At 64.3% G+C, this 26550-nt stretch carries 25 protein-coding genes, 1 pseudogene and 3 riboswitches; of the genes and pseudogenes, 11 read left to right on the forward strand and 15 right to left on the reverse strand.

The genetic code is table 11. The features are described 5' to 3' along the window. Positions 1–5: 5 nt before the first annotated feature. Both ACIUM1_RS14890 and ACIUM1_RS14895 read left to right on the forward strand, forming a co-directional pair. Positions 6–683 (forward strand): hypothetical protein, encoded by a 678-nt coding sequence (locus ACIUM1_RS14890; protein ID WP_406813444.1) that lies wholly within the window; start codon positions 6–8, stop codon positions 681–683. 104 nt (positions 684–787) lie between these two features. Then, positions 788–1069, forward strand: coding sequence for a C40 family peptidase (locus tag ACIUM1_RS14895; protein WP_406813445.1), 282 nt, complete (start codon positions 788–790; stop codon positions 1067–1069). Positions 1070–1149: 80 nt separating this feature from the next. On the opposite strand, the gene ACIUM1_RS14900 is transcribed toward ACIUM1_RS14895, so the two are convergent. Then, a complete protein-coding gene (locus ACIUM1_RS14900) occupies positions 1150–1314 on the reverse strand; it encodes a hypothetical protein (protein WP_406813446.1) in 165 nt (54 codons plus the stop codon). On the opposite strand from ACIUM1_RS14900, the gene ACIUM1_RS14905 reads away from it, so the two are divergent. Then, positions 1313–3544 carry a DUF4226 domain-containing protein gene (locus tag ACIUM1_RS14905; RefSeq protein WP_406813447.1) on the forward strand — a complete coding sequence of 744 codons (2232 nt, stop codon included), beginning with the start codon at positions 1313–1315 and terminating at the stop codon, positions 3542–3544. The two genes, ACIUM1_RS14900 and ACIUM1_RS14905, sit on opposite strands and share 2 nt — an antisense overlap. Before the next feature lie 86 nt (positions 3545–3630). On the opposite strand, the pseudogene ACIUM1_RS14910 reads toward ACIUM1_RS14905, so the two are convergent. Continuing rightward, positions 3631–4089, reverse strand: a pseudogene (locus tag ACIUM1_RS14910) (ATP-binding cassette domain-containing protein); the annotation flags it as partial. 54 nt (positions 4090–4143) lie between these two features. Beyond that, positions 4144–5223: a DUF190 domain-containing protein gene (locus tag ACIUM1_RS14915; protein WP_406813448.1), complete on the reverse strand. Its 1080-nt coding sequence runs from the start codon at positions 5221–5223 to the stop codon at positions 4144–4146. 152 nt (positions 5224–5375) lie between these two features. Between ACIUM1_RS14915 and eno the strand changes: the two genes are divergently transcribed. After that, a complete protein-coding gene (gene eno / locus ACIUM1_RS14920) occupies positions 5376–6644 on the forward strand; it encodes a phosphopyruvate hydratase (protein WP_406813449.1) in 1269 nt (422 codons plus the stop codon). Between the two features lie 29 nt (positions 6645–6673). Here the strand turns inward: eno and ACIUM1_RS14925 are convergent, their stop codons facing one another. The 7 genes from ACIUM1_RS14925 to ACIUM1_RS14955 are packed head-to-tail and all read right to left on the reverse strand — an operon-like array spanning position 6674 to position 14536. After that, positions 6674–8695 carry a proton-conducting transporter membrane subunit gene (locus ACIUM1_RS14925; RefSeq protein ID WP_406813450.1) on the reverse strand — a complete coding sequence of 674 codons (2022 nt, stop codon included), beginning with the start codon at positions 8693–8695 and terminating at the stop codon, positions 6674–6676. Continuing rightward, entirely contained in the window at positions 8692–9498 is an 807-nt protein-coding gene (locus tag ACIUM1_RS14930; RefSeq protein WP_406813451.1) for an NADH:ubiquinone oxidoreductase, read from the reverse strand. The genes ACIUM1_RS14925 and ACIUM1_RS14930 overlap by 4 nt, the downstream gene beginning before the upstream one ends. Further along, complete coding sequence (locus ACIUM1_RS14935; protein ID WP_406813452.1) at positions 9499–11001, reverse strand: NADH-quinone oxidoreductase subunit C; 1503 nt, start codon at positions 10999–11001, stop codon at positions 9499–9501. Next, positions 10998–12512, reverse strand: coding sequence for a proton-conducting transporter membrane subunit (locus tag ACIUM1_RS14940; protein WP_406813453.1), 1515 nt, complete (start codon positions 12510–12512; stop codon positions 10998–11000). Before ACIUM1_RS14940 ends, ACIUM1_RS14935 begins: the two co-directional genes overlap by 4 nt. A gap of 4 nt (positions 12513–12516) precedes the next feature. After that, positions 12517–13200, reverse strand: coding sequence for a hydrogenase (locus ACIUM1_RS14945; protein ID WP_406813454.1), 684 nt, complete (start codon positions 13198–13200; stop codon positions 12517–12519). Next, entirely contained in the window at positions 13200–14129 is a 930-nt protein-coding gene (locus tag ACIUM1_RS14950) for a respiratory chain complex I subunit 1 family protein (protein WP_406813455.1), read from the reverse strand. Before ACIUM1_RS14950 ends, ACIUM1_RS14945 begins: the two co-directional genes overlap by 1 nt. Before the next feature lie 26 nt (positions 14130–14155). Next, a complete protein-coding gene (locus ACIUM1_RS14955) occupies positions 14156–14536 on the reverse strand; it encodes an NUDIX hydrolase (RefSeq protein ID WP_406813456.1) in 381 nt (126 codons plus the stop codon). Positions 14537–14666: 130 nt separating this feature from the next. Next, positions 14667–14740: riboswitch (Fluoride riboswitch) on the reverse strand. Between the two features lie 124 nt (positions 14741–14864). After that, positions 14865–14945: riboswitch (Fluoride riboswitch) on the forward strand. Between the two features lie 11 nt (positions 14946–14956). Between ACIUM1_RS14955 and ACIUM1_RS14960 the strand changes: the two genes are divergently transcribed. Together ACIUM1_RS14960 and ACIUM1_RS14965 are read left to right on the forward strand one after the other, a co-directional pair. Next, entirely contained in the window at positions 14957–15529 is a 573-nt protein-coding gene (locus tag ACIUM1_RS14960; RefSeq protein ID WP_406813457.1) for a histidine phosphatase family protein, read from the forward strand. After that, on the forward strand, positions 15526–16761 hold the full coding sequence (locus ACIUM1_RS14965; RefSeq protein ID WP_406813458.1) for an MFS transporter: 1236 nt from the start codon (positions 15526–15528) through the stop codon (positions 16759–16761). The genes ACIUM1_RS14960 and ACIUM1_RS14965 overlap by 4 nt, the downstream gene beginning before the upstream one ends. Positions 16762–16800: 39 nt before the next feature. Here ACIUM1_RS14965 and ACIUM1_RS14970 read toward each other — a convergent pair whose 3' ends face one another. The 3 genes from ACIUM1_RS14970 to ACIUM1_RS14980 are packed head-to-tail and all read right to left on the reverse strand — an operon-like array spanning position 16801 to position 20152. After that, positions 16801–17043, reverse strand: coding sequence for a hypothetical protein (locus ACIUM1_RS14970; protein ID WP_406813459.1), 243 nt, complete (start codon positions 17041–17043; stop codon positions 16801–16803). A gap of 56 nt (positions 17044–17099) precedes the next feature. Continuing rightward, positions 17100–18593, reverse strand: coding sequence for a MutS-related protein (locus tag ACIUM1_RS14975; RefSeq protein WP_406813460.1), 1494 nt, complete (start codon positions 18591–18593; stop codon positions 17100–17102). Between the two features lie 8 nt (positions 18594–18601). After that, complete coding sequence (locus ACIUM1_RS14980) at positions 18602–20152, reverse strand: MutS-related protein (protein ID WP_406813461.1); 1551 nt, start codon at positions 20150–20152, stop codon at positions 18602–18604. A gap of 21 nt (positions 20153–20173) precedes the next feature. Next, positions 20174–20233: riboswitch (Fluoride riboswitch) on the reverse strand. Positions 20234–20471: 238 nt separating this feature from the next. On the opposite strand from ACIUM1_RS14980, the gene ettA reads away from it, so the two are divergent. The 4 genes from ettA to ACIUM1_RS15000 all read left to right on the forward strand — a co-directional run bounded on the left by ettA (position 20472) and on the right by ACIUM1_RS15000 (position 24041). Next, the gene (gene ettA, locus ACIUM1_RS14985; RefSeq protein WP_406813462.1) at positions 20472–22145 is read left to right on the forward strand and encodes an energy-dependent translational throttle protein EttA; all 1674 of its coding nucleotides are present in this window, start codon (positions 20472–20474) and stop codon (positions 22143–22145) included. A 9-nt stretch (positions 22146–22154) separates the two neighbouring features. After that, positions 22155–22481, forward strand: coding sequence for a hypothetical protein (locus tag ACIUM1_RS14990; RefSeq protein WP_406813463.1), 327 nt, complete (start codon positions 22155–22157; stop codon positions 22479–22481). Positions 22482–23101: 620 nt separating this feature from the next. Beyond that, on the forward strand, positions 23102–23539 hold the full coding sequence (locus ACIUM1_RS14995) for an alpha/beta hydrolase (RefSeq protein WP_406813464.1): 438 nt from the start codon (positions 23102–23104) through the stop codon (positions 23537–23539). Positions 23540–23582: 43 nt separating this feature from the next. Beyond that, on the forward strand, positions 23583–24041 hold the full coding sequence (locus ACIUM1_RS15000) for an alpha/beta hydrolase fold domain-containing protein (RefSeq protein ID WP_406817684.1): 459 nt from the start codon (positions 23583–23585) through the stop codon (positions 24039–24041). On the opposite strand, the gene ACIUM1_RS15005 is transcribed toward ACIUM1_RS15000, so the two are convergent. Together ACIUM1_RS15005 and ACIUM1_RS15010 are read right to left on the reverse strand one after the other, a co-directional pair. Next, a complete protein-coding gene (locus tag ACIUM1_RS15005; protein WP_406813465.1) occupies positions 23958–24854 on the reverse strand; it encodes a DedA family protein in 897 nt (298 codons plus the stop codon). The two genes, ACIUM1_RS15000 and ACIUM1_RS15005, sit on opposite strands and share 84 nt — an antisense overlap. A gap of 9 nt (positions 24855–24863) precedes the next feature. Continuing rightward, positions 24864–25757, reverse strand: a complete 894-nt coding sequence (locus tag ACIUM1_RS15010) for a lysophospholipid acyltransferase family protein (RefSeq protein ID WP_065504054.1) — start codon at positions 25755–25757, stop codon at positions 24864–24866. A gap of 84 nt (positions 25758–25841) precedes the next feature. On the opposite strand from ACIUM1_RS15010, the gene ACIUM1_RS15015 reads away from it, so the two are divergent. Next, complete coding sequence (locus ACIUM1_RS15015) at positions 25842–26420, forward strand: TetR family transcriptional regulator (protein WP_406813466.1); 579 nt, start codon at positions 25842–25844, stop codon at positions 26418–26420. Positions 26421–26550: the final 130 nt, after the last annotated feature.

Below are 26550 nucleotides of genomic sequence, written 5' to 3' on the forward strand. Positions count from 1 at the left end.
GTGGTGTGTCGATTGATGCGCTGGTGAAGCAGGTGGATCAGGTGCTTGACCGCGCGCATGCGTTGTTCGGCCAACCAGGGCCCGCCGCCGGTCTGGCCGACCGGCACAGCGGTGTCTCCCTGGCCGGTGCGGCCGAGCTGGTGGCCCGCGCCCACCAGCGCATGTCGGGGTTGTCTGGTGTGCTGCCGGCGACCTATCACACGTTCGCCGCCGACGCCGGCGCCGGCCTGGGCAGCGTCTCGAACGCCGATAACCGCCTGGGCACCCAGATCCACGATGCGGTGCAAGCCGATTGGACCGGCCGGGCCGGTTCCGGCTCGGTGGTCAACGGCGCGGCCACCGACATCGCTACCTTGGCACCGGTCTCGCGCACCCCGGCCGGCCAACGCGCCCTGATCGCCACCCTGCGCGCACGGGTGGCCCAACAACAGAAGATCGTCAACGCACGTAAGGCTCAGGAGTGTTGTTGGCCGCCCAGGTTCGGTCGATGCTGTATGCGCGCCGCCGCGGCGGCCGGGGCGGGATGCCGATGGGTGGAAGCCCTTTGCCGGGCGGAGGATTCGGTGGCGGGGGTGCCTCGATGCCGGCCATGTCCGGTTCGTCTGGCCTGGGTCATATTGGTGGGCTCGGATCACGTAACCCACATGCCAGCCTCGTCGATTGGCGTCGGGCCAGCAACGTGACGGGAGAGCCGGGTGCCGGTGCGGCTCAGGCGGCATTGAGTAAGTTGGGCCGCCCGTACGCGTGGGGGGCTAAGGGGCCCAATTGTTTTGATTGTTCCGGGTTGATGCAGTGGGCGTGGCGCCAGGCCGGTGTGCAATTGGGCAACGACACGTATTCCCAGATCAAGCAGGGTGTGCCGGTGCCGCCGGGCCAGGTGCGGGCCGGGGACCTAATTTTCCCGCTCGACGCGTTCGGTGACGGCGGTCGAGGCGGTCCCGGGCATGTTCAGCTGGCGATTTCAGATCACCAGGTTGTGCATGCGCCCACCTCCGGCGATGTGGTCAGGATTGCCCCGATGCCGGGCCGCTACATCGCTCGTCGACCGGTACGCGCCGTGGGGGCGTGAGCGCTGAAATTGTGCAGGGCGGGCCAGTCAACCGGGTTAGGCTCGAATCATCCACGAAAGGACTGGCGGTGAACTCACGGTTAGAGCGAGAAGCCCAGCAGGTGTTGGGCATTGTCTCTCACGCGCAGCTCATTTTTGGCGGTGATGTGCCCCCTGCTGAGCCGCCGGCGTTCGCGCCTCGCCGTGATCTTGAGGACGATCTTGGCCTTGGCCGTTTTTGACGTCGGGGACGGGCGGTAATTCATGGGCACCAAGCACTTCGGAGACAACACCTCGTGGGGTGTCTGGAACCGCCAGGGTGGCGGCGAGGGGTGGTCGGAGCCGGGGTGGGCGATGCCTTCCGATCACAGCCGCTACATCAGCAAGCATGACCGGTATTGGGATCGGGTGTTGGACCATGCCCGGCAGGCCTATGGCGGCCCCAGCATTCACTACAGCACGGACAATGTGGGCGATGAGCGCCATCTGGTGTTCGGCGACGGAACACGATTGCCCGGTGATGACACGATTGTCTACCACGACGCCGGGAGTGGGCAGAACTGGGCTCAAAACGATGATGGCACAGTGTCTTTGGTGGACCCGGACGGAAAACAGGGTCCCGCGCTGGCGCCGGCGGGCTACCACAAGGTCAATGATCACTATGCGCCGGTGAACGCCAACGGTCAGCAGATCGGCCCGCAGCTGGGCGGTGTGCCCAGTAGCGACAACGGTTTCTACAACGATCCCAAGTCGGGATTGTTGACGCCGAAGAACACCAACGGTGACTACTACACGCTCGGCGCGGACGGCAAGAAGACGTTCTTCGACAAGAACGGTGCACCGATCAGCGAGGAGCAGTTCAATAACGCCCACAAGCCTCGCGACCCAGGGACTCGTCTCGGCGACGGCGGCCTGGCCACCGATGAGCAGGAGTCAGGCAACGCTGCTGACGCGGTCAAGAAGTTGCAGCAGGAGCTGAAGATTCGCTACACCAAAATCAGTGAGGCCGAGGAGAAACTGGCGGAGGTGCTGCTCAACGCGCACGCCACAACCAGCACCGGCCAGCAGAAGCTCAACGAGATTCAAAAGAGAATCATCGATGCGGTCAACAACCCGACCATGGCGATGGATACACCGGCCGGCGAGCGCGCCTTTCTGACGTTTCTGCGCAACCAGGTCGGCACGACCGATGATCTGCTCGCCAGCGGGGGCTTGAGCGCTGAAGATCAAAGCAAGGCCGCCCACGCGGTGGCCGCGCTGTATGCGGTCGACAGCGGTGCGGGAAACCCCACCGATTCACCAAACCCCGCTGATCCGAACCCGAGCCAACCCGCACCCAGTGCACCCGCTGGCCCTGCGCCGGTCCCCGGCGCCGCCGATCCCGGGCTGCCATCAGACATAGCCGACCCTGGGTTTTCCGACCTTGGCTTGTCGGACATGCTCGGTGGTGGTCCGTTGCGCAGCGATCCGTTGTCGTCGCTGGCCTCGATGCTGCCCGCGTTGGGCGGTGTGGGTGGCGCGGCCGGCAGCCCGCTGGATTCGTTGGGCGGGCTGGCCGGCGCGGCAAGCCCATTGGCGGGCTTGGCGTCAGGTGTGGGCGATCAGGCCCACCATGAGCGGCCCTCAGACACCACGGACAAGACCGACGACACGCCCGAGCAAGCCAAAGACAGCAAGGAATCCAAAGACGGCAAGGCCGACACCACGACACCGGCGGACGGGACGCAGACCACCGCGGGTCAGCAAGCCCAAAATGCGGCTAACTCCACCCCGGGGGATGCTCCCAACCCGGCTACTCCGCCGGCGACTCCGTCACCGACGGTCAAACTGCCCGACGGATCCACCGCGACGGCCCGCAATCCGCAGGCTGCACAAGCGATTCGGGACTATCTCAGCGGCAAAACCGTCGACGCGGCCCACCGCCAAAACAATATTCAACTGCCGCCGCTGGGCACACCGGTGACCAATCCGGTGGAGCCCAGTCATCTCACGTGCGGGGATCTGGCGATGTTCAAAGACCATTACGTGCCGATCTTGAGCTCGGTCAAGGCCTTCGTCAACGGGCAAGTGGTTCCACTGGAGTCGGTGTCCTCGAGCCCGGACTTTTTGGGTTGGATCGACCCCACGGCCGCGGCCCCCGCCACATCCCATAGCGGGCCAGCGGCAGCGCCCCAACCGCAGCCCGCTCTACCCCCGGTCGCCTCGACCCCGCCGACCGTGTCCGCGCCCCCGCTGGTGGCGCCGGAACCCCTGCCAACCGGCGGATTGTCCGATCTTCAACATCATCGGGAACCCACGCCGCAGCTCGCAGGTGAGGACCCCGGCCGATCGGTGTTCACCGCACCGGAGAGTTTGTCGGTCAAAACATGGCCGGATTCGACGCCCTCGGCGGCGAGCTGCGCATCGAGGTCGTGTCCCAACGTACTCACCCGCGCGTACCCGAGAATCGCTGTCACGCCACTACCGTCCCATTGCCCTCCGACATCGAGGATCTGAGACACGCGGTATGAGACAAGAACTGAGACGCAACGACCTGCGGTTATACGGCCCTTATGTGCACGCCTACACATGTCTCGTTTCTCTAGATTCGAGACTGCTGCTTGCTTGCCTGCTTTAGATTGCATTGCCTTGCGTGTTTCGCCGAGGAACAGCCCACGGATGATGAGATTTTCGTAACCCGAGATCTCGGGATCCATGCCGACACCGCGGTCGAAGATGGGCGCTACTTTGCCCTTCACCGCGGCCGTCCCGCGCGTCGGCTCATAGATGCCGGACAACAGCCGCAGCAGTGTCGACTTGCCAGCTCCGTTGTGGCCGACCAGGCCGAGTCGGTCGCCTACATTGAGCGAGAGTGTGACGTCGCGCAGCGCTTCGATCACGACGACGTTCGAGCTATTGCGGCCGATGGTACCGCCAGCCTTGCCGAGAACTGTGTGCTTGAAGGAGCGGGTTTTGGCGTCGAAGATCGGAAACTCGACCCACGCGTGGTTGACGTCGATTCGCACTGGCGCTCGAGACGATTTGGCATACGCACCAATCATGTTGGTTCCCTGGCGATTCTCAGCTGACTCCGACATCGTTCTCACCAACAACACTCAATAATCGTGACGCGCGAGGTTCGTTCCGCCTCGGCGGTCGTCACCGTCGACGGCGAGCAGTGCGGGGACCATCTCGCTGGTGACCAGTCCGTGTTCTTGGGTGAGTTCATCGATGATGTCGAAGCTTTGCGCGATGTTGTCCGGAGTATCGACGATGATCGTGGTGACCGGGACATGGCGGACAAGCTGGAATAGCCTGTCGCCGTGGGGCAGGTGGTTGCCGTGAAATCCCCAGATACCGCGCAACGCGGTAGCGCCTCGTGCGTGACCGGACTGGCGCAGACGGCGTATCAGGGCGCGGTGGATCGGAAGGCCGTCGTGACGTTGTGCTTCTGACGTGTAGACCATTATCTTTTGCCACATCGCCATACCGTGTTCGTCGACTCCAGGCAGAGCGTGCGGCCGTGAGAACAGTTGGCCGTCGCGTTTGCAAACCTGAAGTCTCTCAACGGTGATCAGCGGCCGCCGCATGAGCCCGGGGAGTTCGCGCAAGACGCGCGCCACTTGGCCGCCGGAATCGACGGCGACGATCATCATCGGCACGTCGACGTTACGCCCGAAGAATCGCGCGCGTTCCCGCTCGCCGCGCACGGTGCCGTCGACGCCGAGGAAGACCGATGCCCCGGCCAGCTCGCGCCGGTGCAGCAGATCCACGATCGCGTGGTAGGCAGGCTCGGCAAAGACCTTCTGCTTGCGGCCCACGTAGACGGTGAGCTTGGTCGCATCATGCTCCGGGTCGTCAAGACTGAGTCCGTCGTCGTCCTCCTGGAGGAGAAGCGCTCTCTCGAGGGTGATCAGGCCTCGCTCGGTCAAAGCGGTTTGCCAATCGAGCACTTCTTCTATCTTGTCGCGGGTGTCGACGGCGATCACCGCCACGGGTGGGTCCTCGGACAGGCTCAGCGAGGTGTCGGTGCGCAGGTGGTGGCGCAGCCCAAATCCTTCGATCCCGCGCAACATCACGCTTGTGGCGATCTGGTGCCGACCGTATAGGTCAAACAATGCCTCGGCGAGAAATTTGCCGTTGGCGCGTTGGCGTTCGCCGAAGTAGCTCGTCAGCTTGAGGCAATCGGTGGTCATATGTCTCCCTCGTCCCAGTGACCGGCTAGTCGCCCCCGCTGGTAGTGTTCGTCTCCGACGGCGGTGGGGCTCGCCACAACCGCGGCGGCCACAGTGATGGCTGTGGCCGTGCGCCAACGGTCCCTGACTGGCTTGAGCTCAGGAGACCCGTTATGTCTGTGACGTTTTCGGCCGTTTCGGCGATGGAGGTGCTGGATTCCCGCGGGCGCCCCACCATATCGGTGCGGATGGCGTTGTCCGATGGACGCGAGGTGGTCGCCGGTGTGCCGTCGGGGGCATCCACCGGCAGTAGGGAAGCAGCGGAACTGCGCGACGGTGACGCGACGCGATTCGGTGGTCGCGGGGTGAGCCAAGCGGTGTCGCACGTTGAAGGCGCGGTTGCCGACACGCTGGTCGGCCATGCGTTCGACACCCTGGAGCAGCTTGATGCGGAGCTGATCCGGCTTGACGGCACGTCGAACAAGTCGCGGCTGGGCGCCAATGCGATCGTTGGCGTGTCGATGGCGGCGGCGCGGGCGTTCGCGATCGAATCGCAGCGGCCGCTGTGGCGCTGGCTGGCCCCTTATGGCGTGACGCCGCGGTTGCCGGTGCCGCATTTCAACGTGATCAACGGCGGCGTGCACGCACCAAACCCACTGGAGTTTCAAGAGTTTATGATCGCTCCGGTGGGTGCGCCGTCGTTGCCTGAGGCGATTCGCGCGGGAGCGGAAGTTTATGCGCGGTTGCGCGCCGAGCTGCAAGCGCGCGAGTTGGGCACCGGTTTGGGTGATGAGGGGGGCTTCGCTCCTGATATCGCCTCTCCTGAGGAGGTGCTGGTGCTGCTGGTGGAGGCGATCACCGCGGCCGGCTACACGCCCGGGCGTTCCGGGGTGGCGATCGCGTTGGATCCCGCGGCCAGCGAATTCCATCGTGATGACCGCTATGAGGTTGGCGGAGAATCGCTTTCGAGTGGCGAATTGATCCAGCGGTATGCGCAGATGGTGCAGGAATTCCCGATCTGGAGCATCGAGGATGGTATGGGGGAAAACGACTACGACGGCTGGCGCGCATTGACCGAGCGGCTTGGCGAGCGCATTCAGTTGGTCGGCGACGACAACTTCGTTACCAATCCGGCGCTGATCGGCGCTGCGGTCGACGACGGAATCGCTAATGCGGCATTGATCAAGGTCAATCAGGTCGGCACGGTCAGCGAGACGTTGGAGGCGTTGCGGGTGTGTCGCGAGGCTGGTTATGGGGCGATGATTTCGCACCGCTCGGGCGAAACCTGTGACACCTTCATCGCCGATCTGGCCGTCGGGTCCGGTTGCGGGCAAATCAAATCCGGCGCCCCGGCGCGCGGCGAGCGTGTCGCGAAGTACAACCGGTTGGCTGAGATTACGGCAGACGCGCCCGACTGTGCGTTCGGTCTGCCGCCGCGCTGAGCGGCGTTGCGTGGGCGCGTTTTGCGCGTTCACGACCGGGACACCGCCATGATGACCGCCAGTACGGCGAGTACGGCGAGCAGCATGTACGCCATGTAGGCATCGAGGCGGCCCGATTGCATGCGCTTGGCGGTCCGAGCCACCGCGAGCAATGCCGCGATGGCCGGTCGGTACAGGTAACGGTCGATGATTTCGACCACCTCGACCCGGTAGGTCAGGACGGGTTGACCAATGGTCTGGGTGGACGGTTCGATTGGGGCGCCGCGTAATTCGGTTCGGGTCAATAGGACGTTGCCGAGCACGTTGCGCATGGGGTTGGCATAGGCGAAGGAGGTGTATCCGACGCCGCGGTGCACGCCCGGCGACGCTGAAGACCACGGCGTCACCCACCGGACTCGATCCAGGCGGCGCCCGGCCAGTCCGCTGGCCACCACAGCGATGAGTACCGCCATCGCGGGGAGCACGATCCACAGCCAACTCGGCGACAGCGCGGAGAAGTCGCTGAAGACCGGTTGCAGCACCCATGGTTTGGCGTTGGCGCCCCGTGCCTGGTCGCCGACGATCGGGGCCAGTCCGCGAGCGATGACGCGGATCTGTAGCGGCGCCAGCGCGGCCACGCCGAGGCAGCCGGTGATCAGCAGCGCGATCCCGATCCGCAACGATGTTTTGTGGTCCATGCGGGTGCCGGCCGGGTCGAATGCGGGTTCGTCGATGCGGGGCGGCCCGAACGCGGTCAGCGCGACCACTCGGACGAATGTCACGCCGGCCACGCCGACGGTGAGGGCGACGAGTACACCGGCGACGGCGGTGCACAATTGCATGGCCAGGCTGGACACCCGGAATTGCTGCATCAGCGATTGCAGGATGAACCATTCCGAGGCGAACCCGGCCGTCAGCGGCAACCCGGCCAAGGTGAGCGAGCCGATCACCAATCCAGCTCCCGCCCAGGGCAATCGGCGCACGATGCCGCCCAGGCGGTCCAAATTGGTGGTGCCCGTCGCGCCTTCGATCACCGATGCCGCGGTGAACAGCAGTGATTTGCCCATAGCGTGCGTAACGACTTGGGCGGTGGCAGCGACCAGGCCGGCGGCGGTCAGCAGCGGCATACCGGCGGCGGCGCCGACCAGGGCAGCGCCGAAGGCGGCGAGGATGAGCCCTGCGTTTTCCACGCTCGACCAGCCGATCAACATCGTGAGGTTCGGATGCACGGCGGCTTGCGCGATGCCGAAGATCGCACTCATTCCGGCCAGTACCAGCACCACGCACACCAGCCACAGCGGTGGGGCGCCGAGCAGCTGCAGGGTGCGCCACATGCCATAGAAGCCGACATTGACCGCTGCGCCGGCCATTACGGCGCGTGCCGGCCCAGGGGCGGCTGCGTAACCGCGCGGCAGCCACACGTGCCCGGGTAAAAGTCCGACCTTGATCGCGAACCCGGCCAACAGCAGCGCGTAGGCTGCCTGCCCTAGGGCGCTGTGTGCATCGACGCCGACGGCGTCGAGGGCGAAGGTGTGGGTGTGCGCGGCCAGCAGCAGGCCACCGAGCAGCAGTGCCGCGCCGCTGGCCTTGCCGAACACGACGGTGACGAAGGATGCGCGTGCCCGCCCCGGCCGGTCCCGGTCGAACCCCGTCAGCAGATAGAACGCGACGGTCAGGGCTTCCCACCCGAACAGCAAGACGAAAATGTTGTCGGCGGTGACGATGACCGCGACCGCGGCGATTGTCAGCGCCAGCGCGGCGGTCAATCGGCCCTGCCGAGCGCAAGCAAACGGGCTCGCAGCGCACAATGCTGGGACGGCCACCCCGCCCGCGATGATAAGGAACAGTCCCGACAGCGGGTCGACGTGCAGGGCCGCGGGACCCAGCCCGCCCAGGGCGCCCAGCGACAACCGCTCGTGGTGCCCGGCCAGCCCGCGCGCACCGGCCACGACGAAAGCCACAGCCGACGCGGTCACCGCAGCCGAGGCCGTCAGGTGCAGTCCGCGCCGCTTGCTGGTGGGCCATCCGGCGACCACGGCCAGGGCCGCAAGTGCTAGCCCGGCGGCGATCATGACGTCCTCCTTGAGGCGCCGGGGAGCCGGCCTAGTGCGAGCAGAATGCCGTGCAGCAGGCTGAAGGGAGAGGCGGGCGACCCGGGGATCCACACGTCGACGGGTAGCAGGTCGCCGATGCCGGTGCCGCCTGTGTAGCCGCCGCCGACCAGGCCGCCGCTGATTGCATCGGTGCCAACCGCGATCACCACGGTGGGCCGAGGCATGCCCTCAAGGGTGCGTCGTAGCGGTTCGGTCATGCCGACCGCGCCGACTCCCGTGACTAGCAGGATGTCCGCGTGGCGCGGGCTCGCGGTGAAGAAGATGCCTAGCCGATGCAGGTCGTACACAGGATTGAGGAGGGCTTGTACTTCCCATTCGTCGCTGCCGTCAGAACCGGCGTCGACGTGGCGCAGATGCACCGAACGGCGAAGCCGCCGTACCCGTTTGGCGAGCTCGGCCCGCACCCTATCGAGTGCCTCATCGGTTTCGGGAACAGGGGAGACCACAAGCGCATCACGCTGCAACCGCGAGGTGTCGGCGCCGGGCGCCCATCTGAACCAGTCCGGGGCGGTGGCGACGCAGCGTCCGCACAGGATGCACTTGCCCCGGTCCAGTTTGGGCATGTCGGCGACGGCGATCGCTGCGGTGGGACACCCAGCGGCGGCGTCCACGGCCTGGCGCAGCGGAACGCGATGGCCAACCCGGCGATCGTGGGACAGGACCTCGATCGCAGCGGGAAATTCGTCGAAATAGGTGTCAGAATGCTTCGGCCACCTTGTGGTGAGCAGGCCGTCTCGCAAACCGCGGAAAAACACCACCATCTACATCGCCACCCCGGCGTAACAGAGGCCAAAACTGGCCTCAATGAAGGGGAAATCGGTGAATACGTCACCGTGGAAGACGTCGTGGAAAAGCACCATGTTGTGCAGCGAGGGTGTGCGGGCAAAGCAGCGCCGGACTTGGCCGTCGCGCAGCTCTAGCCCGTAGAGGACCTCGCCTTGCGGTGATTCGGCCCATCCGGTGGCGAAGCCGTCGTGCGGGTCGACCGGTACCGTCAGATCCTCATCGACCGGTCCACTGAGCCGCTGGCAGGCATGTTCGATCAGGCCGACGGCGGCGTCCATCTCGGCCCACCGGACCCGCAGACGCGCCATCGCATCGCCATCCGCACTAACTGCGGGCTCGAACGCGGTCAATTCTGCATAGCCGTCATAGGGCCGATGGAGCCGGGCGTCGTCGTCGAATCCGGACCCGCGACCGACCGGTCCCAACGCTCCATGGGAGGCCGCCAGCTTTCCGTCCAGCCGACCGGTGCCGCGGATGCGGTCCAGGAACGACGGGCTCTCCATCAACGCACGCCGATCCGCGCGGATGCGATGCGCCAAAGCGTCAATAACGCCGTGGAGGGCCGGCGGACTCATCCGTGGTGACGCGGATACCCCACCGACGCACACCACCGAGCGACCAAACCTGTTGCCGCACAACTGCGATACAAGTCGCATGACCTGTTCTTTGTGCCAGCCGAAGCGGGCGTTACCGATGGCCAGGCCGGCGGCGTCACAGAGCCGCACGACCACGTCGAGGTGATTGGCGACGCGTTCGAGTTCTGCGTGGATGACACGGATGAGCCCGGCGCGTGGCGGGATTTCAACGTCGGCCAGGGTCTCTACTGCGTGGGCGAAAGCAAGAGCATGAGCGACGGAGGCGATGCCCTCGACGCGTTCGGCGATGAGAATCGCATCGTTGACGGCGAGGCCTTCGAACCGTTTGGCGATACCGCGGTGCTTGTAATGAGGACGAATATTGAAGTGCGGGATATCTTCTCCCGGCGTTTCGATGAGGAATTCGATCGACTCGTAGACGCCCGAGCGCACGGGTCCTAACGGCAGGGTGAACACGCCATGCCCGGTGACGTCGACCGGACCCTGCCGGTCGCTTGCCGGCACCTCGCCGCCGGGTTCGCGATGTCCGGGGCGTGGGTGCAGCTGGCCGGGCTCCCACGGTAGCAGCAGCGGATCCAACCGCGGGTGCCCGAGCGGTGTCACCCCGGACAAGTCGTGCAGGGCACGTTCGTACCAAAATGCCGCGGGGACATCGGGTGTCAGCGCCGAATAGGTCAAGGCGCCGTCGGCGCCGGGGGTTAGTACCGCGGATAGACAGTCGACACCGGTGCGGGTGACCAGAAGGGCACGCAGTTGTGCGTCCTCGTCTTTATGGGTGCAATACAATCCCCCGAAGCGTGCCCCGGCACCAAGGCGGGTTAGTACTTCGGCCCGCCATTCCGGAAGCGGCAGTCGAACTTCCATCGTGGCCGCGGTGGTCATTGGCTGACTCCCGCAACGTCCTTCGCTGCGTGCGTGAGCAGTTCGATCAGGTCACCCGGCGGGGCCAGCCCGAGCAGCAGCAGCGCCGCGATACCCATCACTACGGGGACCACCATCCAGGCGCTGGGCTCGCCGCGCTCCATGGCGGCGGCCGTCGCGGCACCAGGGCCCTCGGCGCGCGAGGGCGCGAACAGCATCCACGTGGTGGCGCCGGTGAGCCCGGCGAACGCGAGAGTGACCAGGCATACCAAGGCCACCGCAGCGGCGTTACGACGATCGGTCAGCCCTCCGGCGATGATCTGAAATTCGCTGCGAAACACCCCGAATGGCGGCATCGCGGCGAGCGCGAATACCGCCAACAGGAACATCGGCGCCGACCACGGCAGCCGCGACATTGCGCCGCGAATGCGGTGAAGTTCCTTGGTGCCGTATTTGCGCACGAGCACCCCCGCGCCCATGAACGCGTTGCCCTTGGCCGCGGCATGGGCCAACACGTGGAGCAGCACACCGGCCACGGCAAGCGGAACCCCGAAGCTCACCCCGATCGTCAAGATGCCCATGTGCTCAACGCTCGAGTAGGCAAGCAGCCGTTTGATGTCACGCTGTTCCAGCAGATACAGCGCCGCCAGCAGCAGGGAGGCCGCGCCGAATACCAGCAACACCAACTGCGGGAAGCGGGCGCCCAGCGGGATGATGGCGACCTGATAAAACCGCAGGATCGCGTAGAACGACACCGCCAGAAGCGATCCCGATAGCAGCGTCGAGACCGGGGTGGGGGCTTCGGCGTGCGCGTCGGGTAGCCAAGTGTGCACCGGAAACAGTCCGACCTTGGTGCCGAACCCGACAGCGGCCAGCACAAAGGCAAGCGCCACCGGAGTGTGTGGCATGTTCGCCGCGCCGCGCAGCAGCGGGTCGAACGCCAAGTCATAGGATTCGCCGAGCACGGTTGAACCGGCGTAGTACATGAAAATCGTTGCCAGCAGGGCGATGCCGAGTCCTGACGAAGCAATGAGAACGTATTTCCATGCCGCCTCGGTGGCGCCCTCAGTATCGTCCAGGGCCACCAGCAGCGCCGAGACGACGGTCGTGATCTCCACGGCGATCCACAGCAGCGCCAGCCCATTGACCAGCGGCGCGGCGAGCATCGACCATGCGAACGCATTGAGGCCGATGTAGAAGAGCCTGCTGTAGCGATCGAAGATGCGCCGGTCTTCGGCGCCTGCCGCGACCGAAGCGGCTTCGGCGGCCTGATAGCCGACAGTGTAAATGGCAGTCGTCATGTACAGAAAGGCGGTTGCCAACACGAAGACAACCGACAGCGCATCGGCGCGCAGGTAACGCAGTGCCGTCAATGTGTGATCGGTCGCGGGCGCGATGAGCGCCACCGCGAATGCAAAAGTGGCAAAGCCGGTCGCCACCGTCAGCGCTGCGGCAACTCGCCGTGGTACCACGACGCAGGCGAGGGTTGTCAGCGCGGGCGCCACGACCAGAAGCACGAGCAGCACAGACATTTCGCTAACCCCTCAACCGGTCCAGGGTTTCGGTGGACAGTGAGCGGGTGCGGCGGTGATGAGTGCGCATCAGCACGCCGAAGACCACGACCGCGACGAGCAGATCGAACAGGAACGCCACTTCGAGAATCAGAGGCATGCCTGCCGCGACCACGAGGCTGGCCAGCGAAACGCCGTTCTCCAGGGAGAAGAATCCGATGGCTTGGCTAACGACGTCTCGGCGCATGATCATCAGCACGAACGCGACCAGGACCACGGCCACCGAGAGGCTCAGCGCGGTTGTGGGTAGCACCGATGAGTGAATCCCGAGGATGCCGACGGAGAAAAACCCGAAGCCGGTGATACCGATGGCCACCAGCACCTGGTTGGCCACTCCAACTGCGCCGCTGCCGGCGATCTCCGCGCGTGCGTCGCGCAAGAGCGCCAGCACAACCAAGGGGACTACGACCACCTTAAGCAGTAAAGAAAGGACTGCCAGTGCATATAGTTCGGGAACATTGCGGCCGTAGGCAACGACCGCGGCCAGCACGCTCACCGCCAGGGATTGTCCCGCGTACAGGCGCACTTGGGAGCGCAGCAGCGTCGCGCGCAGCATCCCGAATTCGAGGAGCAGCACAACAACAGCGACCGTGTTAGCGATGCCGTCGAAGACGGTGGGCACGGTCTGGCTGGCCGCGAGCACGCTCATTAGCCACCTCCCAAATACAGCGTGAACACCGCAAGCACGGACAGCAGTAGGGCGGCCGAGACGAACTCGGTGATCTTGAACAACCGCAGCTTGGCGAAACTGTTGTCCAACACTGCGATCACGCATCCAAGCAGCGCCGCCTTGCCTAGTAGTGCCGGGACCGCCAACGCGACGTCAAGTGGACGTGTGGTCGATGCCATTCCCCAGGGGGCGACGAAGACGTTGAGGAGGATCACATACAGGACGAGCTGTTTGGCCGCCGACCCCCAGTGCAGCAGCGCGAGATCCGGGCCGGAATACTCGAACGGCCGGCCCGCTTCGATCATCCCGAATTCTGTAGTACCGGTGTGGGTTTCGACGGGGATGCGCCCAGTTTCGTAAAGGATCACCATGAACAGCGCCGCCGAGGCCAGCAGGTGCGCAGGTCGTACGATCTGGTCAGGACCACTGCGCACCGTCGCCCCGAGTACATAGGGTAGGTCCGTGGTGGTGATCAACGCGACGGTGAAGAACACCAGCAGCATTACTGGCTCGGTGATCGCGGCAAAGGTTTTGGCGCGGCTGGATGCCAATTGTGCGTAGGCATCACCGGTTTCGGCCGCTGCGACTGCGACGATGAAACTCGCGAACGCGAGAATGAGGCCGCCGCCGAGGATGTCGCCCATGTAGCCCAGCGGTAGCGGGTAGCTGGTCAGTACCGGAATGAGCATGGGTACCGTCAGATAGCACGCCAAGGAGACCACCGGCGCGAGCCGGAAGAACGGCCCCGCCCCGACCGGAGCAAGTGTTTCCTTCGAGAAAAACTTGGCCAGGTCGAAATATGGCTGCAGGATGTGCGGCCCACGTCTGCCCTGCAGCCTCGCCTCAAACCAGGCGATGAACCCGGTGATGACTGGTGCGCCGCCTACCACGGTCAGCACCTGCAGCACCTGCACGAACGGCAGCGGCAGACTCGTCATCGATCGCCCCAATCCGGGCGCCACATGTTGCCGAGGTAGCGGGCGTAACCGCCGCGGCGCAGGTCGGGGAGGAAGCCGGCGATCGGCGGGCGCAGGATGAGTGTCTTCAGTTCGTCCCATCGGACCCATGCGGGCTGACGGCCCGGTTCGCCCGCCAGCCGCGAAGCGGTGTCGAATTCTTCGGCGATGAAGACGATTTCGACGACGCGATGATGGTTGACGGGGTCATTGACCTCTAGGACCAGGGCGCACCTGTTTGGGAAGACGTCGAGACCCGTCTCTTCACGGGTTTCGCGCCGCGCGCATGATGCTAGCCCCTCGTGTGGGTGTGGGCGGCCGCCGGGCAGTACCCAATCACCGCGATCGGGACGCTGCACCAACAGGACAGCATCACCACGGACGACCGCTACTCCACAACGCAATTCAACCGGCGAATCTTCCACCGATGTCATCGAGCTGCCGCGCCCGGGCGCGTCCCAAAAGCAATAAAGGCCACCTGCGACTCCTTTGTTCGCAGGGGCCATCAGCCTTGTGGCGGTTCGGAAGTCACCTTCCGGGCGGGCACCATCGCCAGTCATTCAGTTGGTATCAGTTAATCAACAGTCCTTCAGCCGGTCAAGCAGACACCGTTGCGGCCGGCTGCTGAGGGCGCGCCGAGGGTGGCCCGCGTCGCTCCTTGGCGACCGGCATGGCTTGGCCGGTAGGCTGGCTCGCGGTGATGGATCTCCGCCGGGATGACGCTACGTGTCCGAACCGCCCAGACGGGTTGATGGCTCCTAACGAACGGAAGGAGAGCCATGCCTGCCGGCGGTATCGACCGGGTCTATTTGGCCCGGCATGGACGCACCGCACTCAACGCTGACGGACGATTACGCGGCCTATCCGACCCCCCGCTCGACGACGTTGGACACGCGGAGGCCACGGGGCTCGGCGCGGCGCTCGCTGCGTTTCGGCCGACGGTGGTTATCAGCAGCCCACTGCAGCGGGCGGTATCCACCGCAGAAGCGATCGGCGCCGCGGCACACGTCCGCGTCGAGGTCGATCAGCGGCTCAACGATCGCGACTATGGGCCGTGGACCGGTCAGCCACGCGCCGAGGTTGAACAACGGTTCGGCAGCGTCGATGCCGCACCTGGCGTCGAGCCCCCAGACGCGGTAGCTGCGCGCGCACTGGCGGCGTTCATCGAGTTGGCCGACGAATACCGCGATGGGCCGCTGGTCATGGTGTCTCATGACGCGTTCAACACCGCGCTCCTTCGAATGCTCGATCCCGCTCTGGAGGGCATCGAGCAGCGCACGGCCTGCTACAACCAGCTCAGCCGCAGCAGCGCAGGGTGGCGAGTCGATTTCTACGATCGCAAGCCCGAATGACCCGCGTGAGGTCCGACGAGCGTTGGTTGACGCCCGGTATCGGAGCCGTCGGGGCGGCGAGTTTCTTCTCCGACTCCGGCCACGAAATCACGACCGCGCTGCTGCCGACTTTCTTGACGAGCGCGCTGCACGGTTCCGCGGCGGCCCTGGGCGTGATTGACGGCTTCAGCGACGCGCTGGTCGGGGTGATGCAGCTCGTTGGCGGGCCGCTGGCCAATGATCCGCGCAAGCGAGCGCGCACCGCATCCGGTGGCTACCTCGGCACCGCTGTTGCCACGGGGGCCGTCGGACTGGCGGCTACGGTATGGCAGGCCGGGTTGTTGCGCGCGCTGGCATGGGTGTCGCGAGGACTGCGCTCACCCTCGCGCGACGCTCTGCTGGCGTCGCTGACCTCGACCGCCGCGCACGGCCGAGCATTTGGCCTCGAGCGTGCAGGCGACAACCTGGGCGCGGTAGCTGGGCCGCTGCTGGCGGCCGGCCTCGTGGCATGGGTGGGTGTGCGCCCGGCTCTGCTGCTGGCCGCGATCCCCGGCGTGTTTGCCGCCATCGCGATCTTTGTTGCGGCGCGCGAGGGCCGGCGGCACACCCGTGCTAACGGTGTAGCAGCGCGGCGCCGGCTCGATTTGGCGGCCTTGCGCGACGCCGGCATGCTTCGCGCTCTGGCGCCGGTGGCGCTTTTTGAGTTTGGCAACATCGCGACCACACTGCTGATCCTCCGTGGCACCCAGCTGCTGAGCACGCCATACCGATCGGTCACCGCGGCCACGTCGCTTGCGATCTTGATTTACGCCAGCCACAACGTGATCGCGACGCTTGCCTCGTTGGTCGCGGGCCGATGGTATGACCGTGCTGGGCCACGCACCGTCTTCGCCACCGGGGCCGCGGTGTACGTGATCGGGTACGGGCTCTTCGCTGCGGGCGCGCACAGCATATGGCTTCTTGTGGTGGCCTTCGGCGCCGCCGGGGCGGGCATCGGGCTGGCCGAACCCACCGAATCCGCGGTGGTGGCTCAACTGCTACCGGACCACCTGCGCGGCAGCGGATTCGGTCTCTTGGGCGTGGTGCAGGCGGGCGGTGATGTCATCGCTACCGTGGTTGCTGGGGTTTTGTACGCGGTAGTTTCCCCGGCGGCCGCATTCGCCTATGCGGCCGCGTGGATGTTCGTTGCGGTTCTGGCCTCGGGCATGCTGCGTCGGCCGGTTGATCATCGATTCGACTCTGAGTCAGCATGATCGCGGTAACTGGCACCGGCAGGTGCCTCCCGAACCCGATCAGGACTCTTGCGTGATGCGGAAACCGAACAATGCCACGCCATCACTATCAACGAACACGCCATCCGCAGCGACCACCTCTGCGCCCACCCTCGAGCAGTGCCGCGTGTCAACCATCAGATGGTCCACGGCAGCACTTCCACCGGCAGCCGCACGCGCGGCCTGGTAACTGTCGTAGACCGAGACGGTGCGTGAGCGCCCCGAGCAGGTGTCCGCGAAGGTCGTGACGGTGAGCACGTACATTCCGATCCCCAAATCCTCATGCATGACACCAAATTGGCTTACCCTGGTTGCGGTTCTTACTGTGCGCCGGCTGACGCACCGAACACGCGTCGGAACGAGTCGCCCCCGTAGCTAGTGGGTTCGGGCTCGGCGGGTGTCATCCGGAAGGTGCGCACGCCATCGGGGCGTCGCTCGGCGCGAAGGAACAAATACTCAGTGTCTTCGCGCCGGTACAGGCCGTGCGCGAGATCATACATGTGGGTCACGTACACCATCTTGACGCCACATTCGAGCATCGCGTCAATGATCCCACGGGCGATCTCGGCTCCCTCGCGTTCATTGGTGGACGCAAACGACTCATTGCACAGCAGCATCGACTGCCGCCCGACGACGTCGACGATCGCGCTCATCCGGGCCAGCTCCTCATCGAATTTGCCGTGCGTCATGGTGTCGTCTTCTTCGCGTTTGAAGTGGGTGAACACGCCGTTGACGACGTTCGCGCGCATCGATCGCGCTGTGACGAACATGCCCGCCTGTATCATCAGTTGCGCGGCGCCGACGCTACGCAGGAACGTCGACTTGCCGCCCTCGTTGGCACCGGTAACCACGATCAGGGAGGCGCCGTCGGCGTCAATGGCGTTACCGGACACGGGCTTTTCGGTAGCCAGGCAGAGACCAACATCGCGGAGATCACGGCATGTGAAGGTTCGTGTGCCGATGGGGGTCGGCTCCGGGAAGCAGGTCGGCACACCGGCTTTGGTGAGCCTGTCGTGCAGGTTCACACACCCCAGGTAGAACGCCAGCTCGGTGCGCAGCCGCCCGAAGAATCCTCGCACGTGGTCGGCGGATTGGGTGACTGTGTTGGCAATGTCGTTGAGAGCCTTGCCGGCCAAATCGGCCAGCGCCCGTGAGCCGGCCTCGTCGTGTGGATCGATTTCGAAACCATAGCCGGTTTGGTTTCCAGTGAGTTTGTCCCACCAGCCTCGTCGCGGCGGCACATGCAGCGTGTGATCGCGCCCCTTGTTGCCCGGCCCCAGTGTTGCCGAAAGCAGTGTGCCCCGTGGGAGGTTCAGCTCGGTGAGGTGATCGACGAGTTGCTGCAAATAGTCGTCGGTAAGGTGATCGGCGATCATTGTCGTCAGCTGGCGTAATCCGCCCGAACGAAATCGGTCTGCATGCTCGTCGCAGAGTCTGCGCAATTCTTTGAGGTTATCCACCAGCGGTCCCAGCAGCCGCACGGATCCGCTCAGGATTTGGCCGGGATCACGGAACACCAAACCGGCCAGGTACACCTTGCGCCGCACCTCGTCACCCTCGACAGCGATCGCGTACATGTGCTCGACAACATCGCGATTCGCCATGCAATCGGCAAGTATGTGCTGGCGATAGACGATGACGTCGGGGTCGGACACACTGAGCGGGACCACCTTCTTGGCGACCTCGAGCAGAAAAGAGTCGCCGCCCCCCATGGCCTTGTAGAGCCTCTGAAGCTCCAGATCATCCTCGGTGAGAAAGGTCAGCGTGTTGGGCAGCCGCGGTGACAAGTCAATGTCGCGTTCGGGGTGCAGCAATCGGACCTTCATTGGCCAATCCTCCGCACCAGCACATCGCGCGCGAGACCGTATTTGTCTGCCAGTGCAGCCGCGTGGGCGAGGCCGTCGGCCGGCCGTCGCGTGAATTTGAAAGTGCGCCTTGTGGGATCGTCGTATGCCACATCGGCGACCATGCTGATGCACGCTCGATGCAGGCTCGCGAGCTCGTCGAGGAAGGTGACGTAAACCGCCACGCAGTCGAGCGCGATAATCCGTTCGAGGACTTCGGCGCAGATCTGCAGGGAGTCATCCACGGTGGTGGACGCGAAGCTTTCGTTCATCACGATGATGGACGTGGGAGTGGCCCGTGACAGGATTTCGTGAATCCGCACCAGTTCGTTGTCGAGCTTGCCGTGCAGCGTGTCCAGGGTTTCCTCGCGCTCGAAGTGCGTGTAGATATCGTCGGGCAGCGTCAGTGCGGCCCCGCCGGCCGGCACGGGGCAACCGAGCGTCGCCAGATACGACAGCTGGCCGATCGTGCGTGCCAATGTGGTCTTGCCGCCCTGATTGGGTCCGGTAATCACAAAGACCCGCTCGGATCCTTCGAGGCGAAAGTCATTGCACACCAAAGTGTTACCGTTCTTTACTGCCTTCGCCGCTAGTGCGAGATCGAAGGCATCCTCGGCATATATCGAACCCGGATCATCGGTGATACTTGGATAGCTGAACCTCAACCCGGCATCAGTGAAGCGGCGAATGAATGCGAGGTAGGAAAGGTAGAAGTTCACCTCGCGGTCGAATCGTGCGATGGTGGCATCCAAGTAGGTCCGATGCTGAGTGCAGAATGCGTCGAGTTGCTTGAACTGCTCGGGATACAGCTTGGCAACGCACTGCAGGACCTGCTCTTCCACGTGGTTCATGTCGGGGAAATCCTTCATCCGCACGTGATAATCCTTGACCGTTTCGGAGGCGAACCGCTCGAACGTCGCGGCGATGTCGAGGCTGTAATCGGGTTGGCCGTCATAGCGATCGACGTGGACCTTCAACCCATCGATATGCACCACATAGCGGATCTTGCGCAATTCGGCTTGCATGTCGCCGATTTCGGCGACCAGCATCCGAAATCGACCACCATCCACGTAAGACGCGACATAATCGGCGAACTCACGTAGACCTTGCGACGACAGGGCGGTGCCCTCTAATTCGTCGCGCAGCCTGGCCACCGCGTCGCAAAATGCCTCGACTGCATCCACGAACCAGCCCTGCCGTTGCAATGGATGCCAGAGCCGCCCGGCCCGGTCGAGCCGTTGCCGCATGGTACGCATGCCCTGGACGAACGCTTCGATCGGCGCGCGTACGTCGTCACGCTCCACGTCCCGGAAGACGTCATGGCGGTAGATAACAGCCGAACTGTCGTGCAGCGGGAGGCAGAAGTAGCGATCGAGATGTTCGTCAGCGTTGCCCCGGACGACATCGTTGACAATCTGGTCCAGATACAGATCCGAGAAACACTCTGGCGCAGTGAGATCATCGATGCCCGCGCCAGCATCCGGGTGCATGAACAGGATGCTCTTAAATGAGGCCATTTTGCCGCTCACCTGCCTCTACCGTGCACGGTTCAACGGGTAGAAGCCATCAGCCGGGCGGCGGTCGAGGCGAGCTTCATCGCCTTTCACGATGCTAGCGTCGCCAGCCTCTAGCCGCCAACGTCGACGCCCGTCCTGATCGCCCAGCCTCTGGCTGGGTCCGGGTTGACCCCTACCTTCCCATCGGGGCGAATCCGCGCTAGCAGGGGGCCGCATCGACGAGCTAACCTGGGAAGAGCGCTGGCGGTGGGACTCGCCACCAATTGCGGCCCGCATGATTGGGCCCGCCGATGGTCCCTGGACGAAGAGCGATCCATGGGAGGCGGTCGGCGTGGTGTGGATCTATCAGCTAAAGCGCGCTCGGGTTGTGCGTGGCGAAAAAGTCATCTTTGACGACGTCACACTGTCGTTCCTGCCCGGGGCCAAGATCGGCGTCGTCGGCCCCAACGGCGCGGGGAAGTCGGCCCTGTTGCGGATGATGGGAGGCTGCGAGCGGCCATCGGACGGCGAGGCGCACCTGGCGCCGGACGTCACCGTGGGACTGTTGCCTCAGGAGCCAGTTCTCGACGACAGCAAGACTGTGCTTGAAAATGTGCGCGACGGCCTGGCCCACACCGCGGAGCTGCTGGCCCGTTACACCGAGATTTCTGCGCGTCTCGCCGAGGACGACAGCGACGACCTCATGGGCGAAATGGGTTCGCTGCAAGAGCAATTGGACCAGCGCGATGCTTGGGATCTCGATGCCCGACTCGAACAGGCGATGGACGCGCTTCGGTGCCCAGCCGCCGAAACCGACGTCCGCGAGCTCTCAGGCGGGGAACGGCGCCGGATTGCGTTGTGCCGCCTACTGTTACAGCGGCCAGACCTGCTGCTGCTCGACGAGCCCACCAACCATCTCGACGCCGAAAGCATAGCTTGGCTTGAACAACATCTCGCCGGATACCGCGGCACAATCGTCGCGGTCACCCACGACCGCTACTTCTTGGACAACGTCGCGCAATGGATCCTCGAACTCGACCGCGGCCGCGCCTACCCATATCAGGGCAACTACACCACCTACCTGGATACCAAAGCCGCGCGGTTGCAGCTAGAGGGGCGCAAGGACGCCAAGCGGCTGCGTCAGCTGCAATGCGAACTCGATTGGGTACGCGCCGGGGCGAAGGCCCGGCAGGCGAAAGGCGGTGCGCGGCTGCGCCGCTACGAACAGATGGCGGCAGACGCGGCGAAAACTCGCCACCTCGACTTCGACGAGATCCGGATTCCGCCGGGCCCTCGGCTGGGAAGTCTGGTTATCGAGGCCGACCACGTGAGCAAAAGCTTCGGCGATCGAGACCTATTCCGCGAGCTCTCTTTCTCTCTGCCGCGCAACGGAATCGTCGGCGTCATCGGCCCCAACGGGGTCGGCAAGACCACGCTGTTCCAGATGCTGGCCGGCAACGAGGAACCCGACGCGGGCACCATCAGAATCGGCGACACCGTGCGGATTGCCTACGTCGATCAGAATCGGGCGAACGTCGACCCCAACCGCACCGCGTGGGAAGTTGTCTCCGGCGGCGACGACGTGCTCCACATCGGGCCGGTGGAAGTGCCGTCACGTGCCTATGTCGCGGCTTTCGGCTTCAAGGGCCCAGAGCAGCAGAAACCAGCCCGTCTATTCTCGGGCGGCGAACGCAACCGACTCAACCTCGCACTGACTCTTAAGCAAGGCGGAAACGCCTTGCTACTCGACGAGCCAACGAACGACCTCGACACCGAAACACTGTCATCCCTCGAGAACGCGATCACCGAATTTCCCGGCTGCGTGTTCATCACCGCCCACGACCGCTGGTTCCTCGACCGCGTTGCCACCCACATCCTCGCCTGGGAGGGCACAGAAACCGCTCCCGCGCAATGGTATTGGTTCGAAGGCAACTTCGCCGCGTACGAAGAGAACAAGCTCACCAGGCTCGGCGCGGAAAGAGCTCGACCGCATCGAGTGAAATTTCGTCGCCTTAGCCGGGACTAGGAGAGTTACATGAGTTCACCGATACGTCGGATCCCGAACCTAGCCGGCCGTGACATCATGTTTTGGCTGCCGCCCGGTGGCGTCGACAACGGGGTATGGGCCAGCGCATGGGCGGAATTGGCCGATCTCGAACCAAGCGATATCGCAGCAGTGTTGCACCTGCTGACTGAGGCGGATGTCGGCGGCTACATCGCCGCCCCCGGCGGCGCGTCACGAACAGGGCGAGTGATTCACCGCTTGTGGGTCGACTCGCTGCAATATCACCGCGCCGAAGACGTTCTGATGTCGTACTTGAACGCGCGGCGTCGACGGCCAGGCGTAGATCGCCCCGAATGACGGTGATCACCGCAGGTTCCTGCCCCTGGTGGGTAAGCGCCAGTTGAGACAAGGCAAAGAGGACAACAAGCATGGATACGGTCGATTACCCGTCAGCAAGAGCGCTGACCCTATTCTCGGACAACGTGTTCAACTTCCGTACTGCAATGCAAGTAACATCCGACCAGATTTGCGCCGAAGTGCCCACCCCACTGGTCGGTGTCACGTGGGCAACGGAGTACATGCTGACGGTCGCGCCGATAGATGACGAAAGCTCGCCGACGCGACCCGAATGCAGCCCCTGCAGAAATGACCCAAATATGAGACAAAACGCAGATGACACGATGTGAGACGGCCGGCATCGCCGCATGCCGGGGGAGCGCGATATGACATCAGGCATGAGAACCTACACTGAGTGTAGGTTCCAGATTGAGTGTCATACTCTCAGTTGAGATGTCATACGGATGTCATACATGACACGAACTTGAGACGCCCCATCTAGCTGGCCGCCGGGGGCCTTCGGGTCCGACGAATATTCTGATGCATCGCTGGTTAAACGAAAGCGCCTGCGGCCAAAACAAGTGCCTTGATATCGAACTGCCTTTCAGGCTGGTCAAGCTAAGCTGACCCGGGAGTGCTTTATGACCTACACGTTCGATCCTGAAATCGCCGCCGTTGTTCCGCTCCTTCCCGAGATCGACGGTGACGATCCGGCGACTATGCGCGCATTTTTGTCAGAGGCGATTGCCCAGTTGTCGCAACCGGACACCACTGGCCTGCAGATCGAAGACCGTCAAATCCCCGGCTGCGAAGGTGATCCCGCGGTGCCCGTGCGTATCTACTGGCCGGACCAGCGCAGCGGCCCTGGCGCGGTTTACAGCGTCCATGGTGGCGGGTTCATCGCCGGTGATCTCGAGACCGAACATGCGCTCAACGTCAGGCTCGCCCAGGAACTGGGCGTCGTCGTGGTCGCCGTGGACTATCGACTTGCGCCCGAAACACCGTTTCCCGGGCCGCTGGAGGATGTTTATGCCGGTCTTGTCTGGACGGCGGAGCACGCTGACGAGCTAGCCGATTGACCCACAACGCATCGCCGTCCAGGGCACCAGCGCGGGCGGCGGGCTGTGCGCAGCGCTAGCGCTGCTGGCCCGTGACCGCGGCGGGCCGCATATCGCCTTTCAGTTCCTGTCGGTGCCCGAGCTCGATGACCGGCTCACCAGCACGAGCATGAAGGAGTACATCGACACGCCGCTCTGGAACCGCCCAAGGGCGGTGGTCAGCTGGGACTGCTACCTTGGCCCCGGCCGTGCCGGCACGGACGACGTCTCGATCTACGCCGCGCCAGCCCGGACGACGGACCTGACCGGTCTACCACCCGCGTACGTCTCGGTCATGCATTTCGACCCCCTTCGTGACGAAGGCATCGCTTACGCCCTGGGACTGGTCGCAGCTCAAGTCAACGTCGAATTGCATTTATTCCCTAGAACTTTCCATGGCTCAGTGCTCATCCAGCATGCGGTGATTTCGCAGCGCGAGCAAGCCGAGACAATCGCGGTGCTCAAGCAAGCCCTGACCGTGTGACGCTGGTGGTTTGGCGCCGTGTGGCTGGCTTTGTCGATCGCGTCTTCGTTTCAACAGGCGGCGTGCCGCGCGGAGGGCCGGCGCAATGAGCAGCATTGCCGGCATTGCGAGCATCAGTGCGGGGCCGCCGACATGGCTGCCCGTCATCATGACGAATCCGGCCATCGCGACGGCTACGAGTGGAAAGAAGAGAGCGGACGGCTTTGCGGCGCCTGGCAGTGCGCGCGGAAATCCTGTGGGCTGGGGTGCCAGCCTGCGACGGGCCGCGTCGACGGCGGGCACGAGGAGAATCAGCGCGGGCATCGCGAGCATTAATGCCGGACCGCCGACATAGCTGCCGAACACGATGACGGATCCCCATCCGGCAGCGGCTATGGCCGAAAAAATCACGACCTCGCCGAAAGGCTTTTCCGCGGCGCCTAATACCGCGGGCACCAATCCTCGTGTCGGGGGGATCCAGCGCTGAATGAAGAGTGCACTCATCGTGCCTTGGCGTTTGACGCGGCGTTGTGCGCCGACGAGGCGGTGGCGTGAGCGCCGAAAGATACGTGCGCGCAGGATCTTCGGGCCCAAGTACCGGCCGAGCCCGTAGCTGAGCGCGTCACCCAACACCGACCCGGCCACCGTGACCGCCAGGAGCGTCACGATCGACAAGCGGCCGCTGCCGGCGAGCACGATCACTGTCATCAGGATCGGTTCGGCCGCGATCACCAAGCCGAGTACCGGAATACCGGATGCGACGACGATCGCCGCCAGTACGACATACAGCCAGGGACCGGTTGGCAGATCGGGCAGATGGTTCAGCGGAAGCATGGGTGCCGCTCAATCGGCGACGGCATGGGTTCGGTTGCCTCCGTTGCGAAGTGGGTGTGTGGCGCGGCGCCGCGCCAACGGGTTCAGCGTGCGGTAGGGGTCGTTCGCGCGGATCTGGAGCAACTCGGCGAGCGCGGTTTCCAACGAGGTTTGAGTGGTCTGCTTGATGCTGGCGACCCAGTCATCGTGTGACACTCCGGCCGGTGTGGTGGTGTCGATGGGCGTGCCGAAGCGCAGATACATCCGTTGTGGGAGGGGGATCAGGGTAGGGCCAATCCCATGCATGAGCGGCATTGGCATGTCTTTGCGCCCGGTGATCTTTTCGCTCAGCGCCAGGCTGAGCCGTCCCCATGTGCTGTCGCGGGAGCAGAAGCTCTGATACATGTCGTCGCTGCCGACCAGACCCACGGGCACGATCGGGTAATCGTTGGCAATGGCCACCCGGGCGAACCCGGCTCGTCCCTGCCAATTCAGGGTGTGCTCCTCGCCCTTGAACTTGGCGATTTCACGCCCGCCGCCGGGAAAGACGAGGATGGTTTCGTTGTGCCGCATCAGTTCTCCAGCGTTTTCTGGTGAGCCGATGACAGCACCGTAGGCGGCCGCTAAGTCACCGAACGGGCCACGCATATTGCCCATTCCACGTTCGGCCAGCGGTCGCACCCGGGTTCCGATGGCTCGCCGGATGAAGTGGGATATCAGGAAAACCTCCATCCCACCCTGGGTGTGGTTGCCCACCAACAGGAATCGGCCGTCACGCGGCAACTCTTCGGTGCCCTCGACATACGGGCGGCAGAAATCGACGGCGGGCGCACCCCGGTCATTGACCGACTCGAGAACCCGTCGCAAGGTCTGCACACGCGCGGGCTGATTGACGATCTGTTCGGGCTTTACGGGGATGGTCATGGCTGGCGGGCCTCCTGACGTTCGACGACGCTGCTTTGCCCACACCCTACCGAACGAATTAGTTCGTTTGTTTATGATTGTGCTGTGAGAAATGCAACCGAGCTGCGTGGTGAGATTTTGGCCGCTGCTCGTGCCGAGTTCGCGCAGTACGGCTTGGCCGGCGCCCGGATCGACCGGATCGCGAAGGCCGCCAACGCCAGCAAGGAGCGTCTTTACGCCCATTTCGGCGACAAAGAGGCGCTGTTTCATCTGGTGGTGGCAGCCGACGGAGCCGAGTTCTTCCAAGCGCTGACGCTGCGGCCCGACGCGGTTCCGGAGTTCGTCGGCGACGTCTTCGATCTCGCTCGCCGGCGCCCCGAGCATTTGCGCATGATGACGTGGGCCCGCCTGGAGGGCTTGCTACTCGATGAGCCGCCGCCCAGCGGGCCCGAAATTCCCGGGCGCGAACTGCGCGCAATCGAGGAGGCCCAGGCCGCCGGTTACGTTGATGCGCGGTGGGAACCGATGGAGTTGCTGGTGATGCTGTTCGGGATTGGCATGGCCTGGGCGCATTGGCCGCGTCAGGCTGACCTCAGCGACGACACCGCCGTCGTCGCGGCGCGTCGGGCAGCGGCCATCGAGGCGGCCGCGAGAGTCGTCGCACCCCGTGGTGGTCCTCGATAGTCACCGCGTGTCTGTGGTGAGTTCGGCGTCCAGCATTTCCGGGGCCAACATGGGCCAGCTTGGATGGTTGTTGCTGCAGTTCTTCTAGACCAATCATCAGGTTTTGGTAGCAGCTCGGACACGCCAACGG

The organism is Mycobacterium sp. M23085 (genome assembly GCF_045343915.1).
Lineage (GTDB): Bacteria > Actinomycetota > Actinomycetes > Mycobacteriales > Mycobacteriaceae > Mycobacterium.